We start from the raw sequence: 7,155 nt of genomic DNA, 5'->3' as shown, positions 1-7,155 counted from the left end.
CGATCCCCTTACCTGAAACACGCATCCCACTGTGGGAGCGGGCTTGCTCGCGAAGGCAATCTGTCAGTTGACGGGTGCTGTGCTGACCCACCGCATTCGCGAGCAAGCCCGCTCCCACAGGGGGACAGTGTGGTGTCAGAGCTGGCGCCACATGTGGATCTTGTCGAAGTAGTCTTCACCCACCCGTACCGCCAGCGGCTCCAGTCCGAACTGGATGAAGCCGCAGCGCTGGTACAGCTTGAACGCGGCGTCGTTGCCGGCGGTAACGGTCAGCTGGATCAGTTTCAGTTCCGGATGGGTGTGTGCTTCGGCGATGGCGGCCTGGACCAAATCCTGGCCCAGACCGTGCTGGCGAAAATCGGCTGAGACGTACATGCCGAACAAGGTCGACTTATGGCGGGCCTTTTCTCGCGGCTCGAATGCCAGGCCGACGATGCCGGCCAATGTGCCCGCTTCGAACGCACCGAGCACCACGTCGAGCTTGCTGGTCAGCCGCGCTTCCCACCAGCTCAACGGCATCACCGCACGCTCGCGCACGCTGGAGGTGAACGCCTGCGGGTGGCGGTCGTAGGCCTCAAGCATCAGCTCGCGGTAAGCCAGGGCATGACTGGCGTCCAGCCGTTCGATCCACATGCTCACGCCGTCCTGCGTTGTTCTATCATCAGGCGCACCGCCAGACCGGCGAGTACAAAACCCATGAAATAACGCTGCAGCGCCAGCCATGTCGGGTTGCGCACAAACCACGAGGCGATACCCGCCGCGAACAGCGCGATCAGCAAATTGACGCAGAAACTGACGCTGATCTGGGTCAGGCCAAGGATGATGCTCTGGGTGAACAGCGAGCCGTGTTCAGGGCTGATGAATTGCGGAAACACCGAGAGGTAGAACACCGCGATTTTCGGGTTCAGTGCGCTAGTGAAAAAGCCCATGGTGATCAGTTTGCGCGACGAGTCCGGCGGCAATGGCTGCGCTTCGAACGGCGAGCGTGCACCGGGTTTCACCGCTTGCCAGGCCAGCCACAACAGGTACAACGCGCCGGCCCATTTCAGCACTTCATAGGCCATCGGCACCGCGAGAAACACCGCCGTCAAACCGGCGGCAGCCGCGAACAGGTGCACGAAAAACCCCGCCACCACGCCAAGCAACGAAGTGACCCCGGCCTTGCGCCCCTGACAGATCGAACGCGAGATCAGGTAAATCATGTTCGGTCCCGGCGTCAGTACCATCAACAGCGCGGCGGCAGCGAAGATCAGCAGGTCTGGAAGCGGGATCATGGTGGGCGTCCTGTGCGTGAATGATCAGGCAATCGCGGTGAGCGAGTGGCGATAAAACGGCAGGATCAGATCCCGTGTCAATGGCGCCAGAACGACAGCAGGATCAGTGGCCGGATCGACCCAGATCATTTCCTCGATTTCGGCAGCGGGCGTCACGTCGGCATCGATCGTCAGCTGAAAAATCTCCGCGTGAACAACAAACCCCGGCTCGTTGGCAGCAGGCGCCGAGAACTGCCCGAGAAATGTCGCCTGCGCCGGATCAATCGCCAGCCCCAGCTCTTCTTCCAGCTCGCGGGCCAGCGCGTGTACCGGCAACTCATGCGCTTCGATCTTCCCGCCCGGCTGCATGAACGCCGTGGTGCCACGCTTGCGCACCAGCAGGGTCTGGCCGTCGGGATTGAGCAACAGGGCGGCAGCGATGCGAATGATTTTTTCGTTGGGAAACGTCGACATGAAGAGCAGGCCCCTAGCGCAAAAGCCGCAAGCATCACATGCCCGGCGCCGGACGCAAAGTCTCTGTGGTAGCGAGCGCGGTTGCACTGATTTTTTGGGGGATCAGGCAGGTGTGTTGTCCATGAGGCCGTCTTCGCGAGCAAGCCCGCTCCCACAGTACGTACGCGATCATTGTGAGAGTGTATTCCCACAGGGGTACGCGATCACTGTGGGAGCGGGCTTGCTCGCGAAGGCGTCAGCTCGCTCGACACGGAATCCGGATCAGCGCAAAGGAATCAGCAACTCGCGCAGTCCCGAAGCGTGCTCCAGCATCTCCCCCGGCAGCTTCAGCCGCTGATCCTGCAAATAGCGATAATCCTTGCGCGCAACCTCCAGTTGACTGAAATCCAGCTCGACGCTGAACTGCCCTTCTTCACGACCGGCCTCGAACAGCAGCGTCCCCAGCGGATCGACCAGCGCACTACCACCGGCAAACATCAAGCCGTCGTCCCCGGCCTCGACGCGGTTGACCATCAACGCGAACGCTTGATTTTCCTGAGCGCGGGCCATGATCGCGGTGCGATGGGTCGGGCCGTACGGATCCATGTTGCCGTTGGTCACGATCAGCAAATCGGCGCCCAGCTGTGCTAGTGCACGGGCGGATTCGGGGAATTCGATGTCGTAGCAGATCAGCAGTCCGACGCGCACGCCGTTCCACTCGCAGGTGGAATAGCGGTCGCCCGCCTCGAACACGCCGCGATCCGAGGCCCACAAATGGGTCTTGCGGTATTTCAGGGCAATGCCTTCTGGGGTGATCAGCAGCGTGGTGTTGTAGAAGCGCCCGTTGTCATTCTCGGCCAGGCCGATCACCACGGCGATGTTGCGCTCACGGGCGGCGGCCAGCACGGCGCTGACGGTCGGGCCGTCCACCGGCTCGGCGATCTGCGCCACGGTCTCGGCCGTCGGGAAGCCCATCAAGTGGGTTTCCGGGAACACGATCAATTGCGTATCGGCCGCGCACGCCGCAATCGCCGCGAGGGCGCGTTCGAGGTTGTACGCGGTGCCAGTGTCACGGCCCGCCAGTTGGGCGAGTTCGACTTTCATGAAGATTCCTTGTTGTGGGCAGCGGGCGCCGAAAGATTGCCCGGTGGCTGACTGTGAGCCAGTATGCGCAGCTGCGACCGGCCGGGGAATCACGCGGCCGGGGTAACCCGACAGGGGTAGATCCATGACCGTTTCACTTGATGACATCACTTGGCACCGCGCCGTCGGGCAACTGATCGAGGCGCTGGACAAGCCGAATTTCTGGGCGCAACTGGTGCGTCTGCTCGACCAGTACGTGGCGTTCGATAGCTGGGTGGTGCTGCTGTTCGGCGCCGATCAGCACCCACAGGTCTTCGCCGAATGCCCCGGCGAGGACGGCAGTCCCGACCAGCTGTTTCAGGACTATCTGCGCGGGTTGTACCGGCTCGACCCGTTCTACATCGCCTGCCGCGAGCAGTCGCGCACTGGCATGTACCGCTTGTCGGAGGTGGCGCCAGAGCATTTCGAGCTGACCGAGTATTACCAGCGATACTTTCGTCTGAATGTGGTCGCCGACGAAATCCAGTTCAATTGTCAGCTCGAAGGCGAGCGCACGCTGTGCCTGTCGCTGGGCAGTGAAAAACGTTTCACTGGCGAACAGATTGCTTTGCTGTCTTTGATCCAGCCCTGGGTACTGGGCCTTTTGCGCCAGCGCCTGCCGTACGAAATCAATGAAACCGTGGCCCTCGCTGCCGCGCCGGCGCAGGTCGACTGGCGGGTGCAACTGGAAGCATCGGTGCAACGACTCAAGGGCACGCAACTGACCGCCCGGGAACTGGATGTCGGGCGTTTGATGCTCAGCGGTTGCTCCAGTAAAGAAATCGCCCGTAAGCTGGAAATCTCCGTAGAAACCGTGAAAGTCCATAAGAAACACATGTACAGCAAGCTGGGGATCAAATCCCAGTCGGAGCTGTTTTCGATTTTTCTCCAGGCGCAGAACGCCTGAAAAGCCTTGGCACGCAGGAGATCTCTGAAGCTTGGAATCCCCTGTGGCGAGGGAGCTTGCTCCCGCTCGACTGCGCAGCAGTCGCAAAGCCTGGTCACGCGATGCATCAGACAGACCGTGATGGCCAGGTTTGGGGCTGCTGCGCAACCCAGCGGGAGCAAGCTCCCTCGCCACAAGAGCAAGCCAGTCTGCGCGCCATGGGTAACCATTGAGTCCGAACCAAGGAAACCGTATGAGCCTGTCACTCCTGAGCCGCTACGCCTTCTTTGCCGTCTGCGTGATTTTCACCCTCGCCAGCCTGCCCTTTCTCGAACACGACTGGCTGTGGCCGATCACCGCCGTCACCGGTGTGTTGAGCCTGCTCGGTGTGTTCGACCTGCTGCAGAGCCCGCACGCGGTGCGCCGCAACTACCCGATCCTGGGCAACATCCGCTATCTGGTCGAAGGCATCCGCCCGGAAATTCGTCAGTACCTGCTGGAATCCGACAGCGACGCCCTGCCCTTCTCCCGCGCCCAGCGCTCGCTGGTGTATTCGCGGGCGAAAAATGAAAGCGCCGACAAACCCTTCGGTACGCTGATCGACGTCTATCAATCAGGCTTCGAATTCATCGGCCACTCGATGCGCCCGGCACCGTTGAGCGACCCCAACAGTTTCCGCGTCACCGTCGGCGGCCCGCAGTGCACCCAGCCCTACTCGGCGTCGGTGTTCAACATCTCGGCGATGAGCTTCGGCTCGCTCAGCGCCAACGCGATCCGCGCGTTGAACCAGGGCGCCAAACTCGGCAACTTCGCCCACGACACCGGCGAAGGCAGCATCAGCCCGTATCACCGCGAACACGGCGGCGACCTGACTTGGGAACTGGGCAGCGGCTACTTCGGCTGCCGCACCAGCGATGGCCGATTCGACCCGGAGCGCTTTGCCACCCAGGCGCAGAATCCGCAGGTGCGGATGATCGAAATCAAAATGAGCCAAGGCGCCAAACCCGGGCACGGCGGGATTCTGCCCAAACACAAGGTCACCCAGGAAATCGCCGACACCCGTGGTATCCAGATGGGCGAAGACTGCATCTCGCCGTCACGCCACAGCGCGTTTTCCACGCCGATCGAAATGATGCATTTCATCCAGCAACTGCGTGAACTGTCCGGCGGCAAACCGGTGGGCTTCAAGTTCTGCCTCGGGCATCCGTGGGAGTTCATGGGCATCGCCAAGGCCATGCTGGAAACCGGCATTCTTCCGGACTTCATCGTGGTCGACGGCAAGGAAGGCGGGACCGGTGCCGCACCGGTCGAATTCACCGACCACATCGGCGTGCCGATGCGCGAAGGCCTGCTGTTCGTGCACAACACCCTGGTCGGCCTGAACCTGCGCGACAAGATCAAACTCGGCGCCAGCGGCAAGATCGTCAGCGCCTTCGACATCGCCAGCGTACTGGCCATCGGCGCCGACTGGGCCAACTCGGCGCGCGGTTTCATGTTCGCCATCGGCTGCATCCAGTCGCAAAGCTGCCACACCAACAAATGCCCGACCGGCGTCGCCACGCAAGACGCCCTGCGCCAACGCGCCCTCGTCGTCCCGGACAAGGCCCAGCGCGTCTACAACTTCCACCGCAACACGCTCAAGGCGCTGGCAGAAATGCTCGCTGCCGCCGGCCTCGAGCATCCGTCGCAACTGTCGGCCAAACATCTGGTGCGGCGCATGTCGGCGACCGAGATCAAACTGTTTTCGCAGTTGCATGTGTTTCTGAAACCGGGGGAATTGCTGACTGGGGAAGTGAATGGCGAGTTTTACTCGCGGATGTGGCAGATGGCGCGGGCGGACAGTTTTGAGCCGCAGGACGTGGCGGCAGCCTGAGCCTCGTCACCAACTGAGCAGGCGGTGAGGCGGCGGTTCCTTCATGACAATGAAGCCGTAATCACCGATCAGGTAAATCCGGTAATACAGGCTGTCCACCAGCGCTGGAAAACCCTGGTAGCCGACGCGGGTGGCGTTGCGCCGTTCGCGTTCGGCGACCACGTTGGTGATGCCCGCTGCCGGCAGATTTTCCGCAAGCACGAAGTAATCGACGTTGAGCAGATAGGGCAGCACCGGTAGCCGTTTGAATGAACCGGCCGCACTGGCCAGCCAGCGGTCGGAGTAGCTCACCGAGAGGTAGATGCGCTTGGCTTCACGCAGTTCGCGATGTTCGGCGATGTCGTGGCTCAGGCTGTAAAGCGCACTGTTGGAGAAGGTTTTCTGCAGGCTCAGCACCCGGCCGTACGCGAAGGACAGCGAGAGTGTCGCCAGCAGCGGGATGATCAGCAGCAACGGCAAGCGACGGTGCCCGGATGCCAGCGCAACGTGCGCCAGATAGAACAGTCCCGACAGCAACACGCCGAACCCCATCAAGGTCCGCGCACCTTCATTGAAATCCCGGAACAGCAGGGTGATCCCCGGCACCAGCAAGGCCAGAACGGGCAGCGTCAGCAAGCCCGGCAGCAAGCTTTGCCAACGAGGCTGGCGACACTGAACCAGCCGCACGCAGCCGGCGATTGCACACAACACCAGCGCAGCGAAAACCCACAGGTAGCCGCCGTGAAACAACAGCGCGACTTTCTCCAGGACCCGCGCGAAGTTGACGCCAATCTGCAGCAGCGGCTGGGCGTCTCCGTTCAGCAGATCCGTTTTTCGTAATGTATCCATGAACGGGTAAGCGGTGACGCTGTAGATCAGGATGCCCAAAACCGCTTGTGCGAGTTTCCAGCCCAGCATGCGCAAGGTGTCCGTCCATCGGCTCTGCTGGTGGACGGCCCTGAGCAATTCCACGCAACACAGACCGAGAAACACATTGAAGCTGATCTGATAAAGACCGATCGCCAGCGCCAGCAACGCCGCCGGCACCAGCCAGCGCTGTACCCGCGATGAACCTTCGAACGTGATGGCGTAGATCACCGCAACCATGCTCAGGGCCATGATCGGGCCGTCGTATTGATAAGACAGGTTCTGCAACAGGAACGGGTTGTACCAGAGCGGTAACGGCACCAGACAACAGGCCAGCGTCGGTTCGGCGAAGTAGTGAAAGGTCAGGCGGGTCAGCGCCAGCGACATGGCAAGGGTGGCGAGCAACAGGGGTAACGGATAGATGTTCGGCGCGGCCCCCGTGAACGTCAGCACCTGATAAAACCAGTCGGCAAACAACCGCCCCTGCCCGGCCCAGGCATTGCCGGCGGCCAGCGTGCGCCAGTTGTCGTCGATATAGGGGAAGTCGGCGAGGATCAGTGGCAGGACGTACAACGCGGTGGCGAGCAGGAAGAACAGCAGGGCTTGCCGGTGACTGAGCTCTCGTTGGAGAAATGCGCTCGCCCTCATGTCTGCGCCTCGGTTCACTGCCGCGCGGGATTGCAAAGTGATACAGGTTTGAGCCTTGGATGCGGGGTTTGTAT

Annotated in this window: 7 protein-coding genes; 2 read left to right on the top strand and 5 right to left on the bottom strand. The window is 61.6% G+C overall.

Annotated elements, in window-relative coordinates:
• Positions 1–135 precede the first annotated feature (135 nt).
• The 4 genes from LCH64_RS21955 to LCH64_RS21940 all read right to left on the bottom strand — a co-directional run bounded on the left by LCH64_RS21955 (position 136) and on the right by LCH64_RS21940 (position 2,810).
• Complete coding sequence (locus LCH64_RS21955) at positions 136–633, bottom strand: GNAT family N-acetyltransferase (RefSeq protein ID WP_103484891.1); 498 nt, start codon at positions 631–633, stop codon at positions 136–138.
• Positions 634–635: 2 nt separating this feature from the next.
• Positions 636–1,274 (bottom strand): LysE family translocator, encoded by a 639-nt coding sequence (locus tag LCH64_RS21950; protein WP_226501230.1) that lies wholly within the window; start codon positions 1,272–1,274, stop codon positions 636–638.
• Positions 1,275–1,298: 24 nt separating this feature from the next.
• Entirely contained in the window at positions 1,299–1,727 is a 429-nt protein-coding gene (locus tag LCH64_RS21945; RefSeq protein ID WP_003227797.1) for an NUDIX domain-containing protein, read from the bottom strand.
• Between the two features lie 261 nt (positions 1,728–1,988).
• Complete coding sequence (locus LCH64_RS21940) at positions 1,989–2,810, bottom strand: carbon-nitrogen hydrolase family protein (protein ID WP_226501229.1); 822 nt, start codon at positions 2,808–2,810, stop codon at positions 1,989–1,991.
• 124 nt (positions 2,811–2,934) lie between these two features.
• Here LCH64_RS21940 and LCH64_RS21935 point away from each other — a divergent pair, with 124 nt between their 5' ends.
• On the top strand, positions 2,935–3,735 hold the full coding sequence (locus tag LCH64_RS21935; protein WP_226501228.1) for a LuxR C-terminal-related transcriptional regulator: 801 nt from the start codon (positions 2,935–2,937) through the stop codon (positions 3,733–3,735).
• A gap of 232 nt (positions 3,736–3,967) precedes the next feature.
• A complete protein-coding gene (locus tag LCH64_RS21930) occupies positions 3,968–5,587 on the top strand; it encodes an FMN-binding glutamate synthase family protein (protein ID WP_226501227.1) in 1,620 nt (539 codons plus the stop codon).
• Between the two features lie 6 nt (positions 5,588–5,593).
• Here LCH64_RS21930 and LCH64_RS21925 read toward each other — a convergent pair whose 3' ends face one another.
• Entirely contained in the window at positions 5,594–7,081 is a 1,488-nt protein-coding gene (locus LCH64_RS21925; protein WP_226501226.1) for a glucosyltransferase domain-containing protein, read from the bottom strand.
• Positions 7,082–7,155 lie beyond the last annotated feature (74 nt).

This window comes from Pseudomonas sp. MWU16-30322, assembly GCF_020515535.1.
GTDB lineage: Bacteria > Pseudomonadota > Gammaproteobacteria > Pseudomonadales > Pseudomonadaceae > Aquipseudomonas > Aquipseudomonas fluorescens_H.
This window is presented reverse-complemented; position numbering and strand designations above follow the sequence as displayed.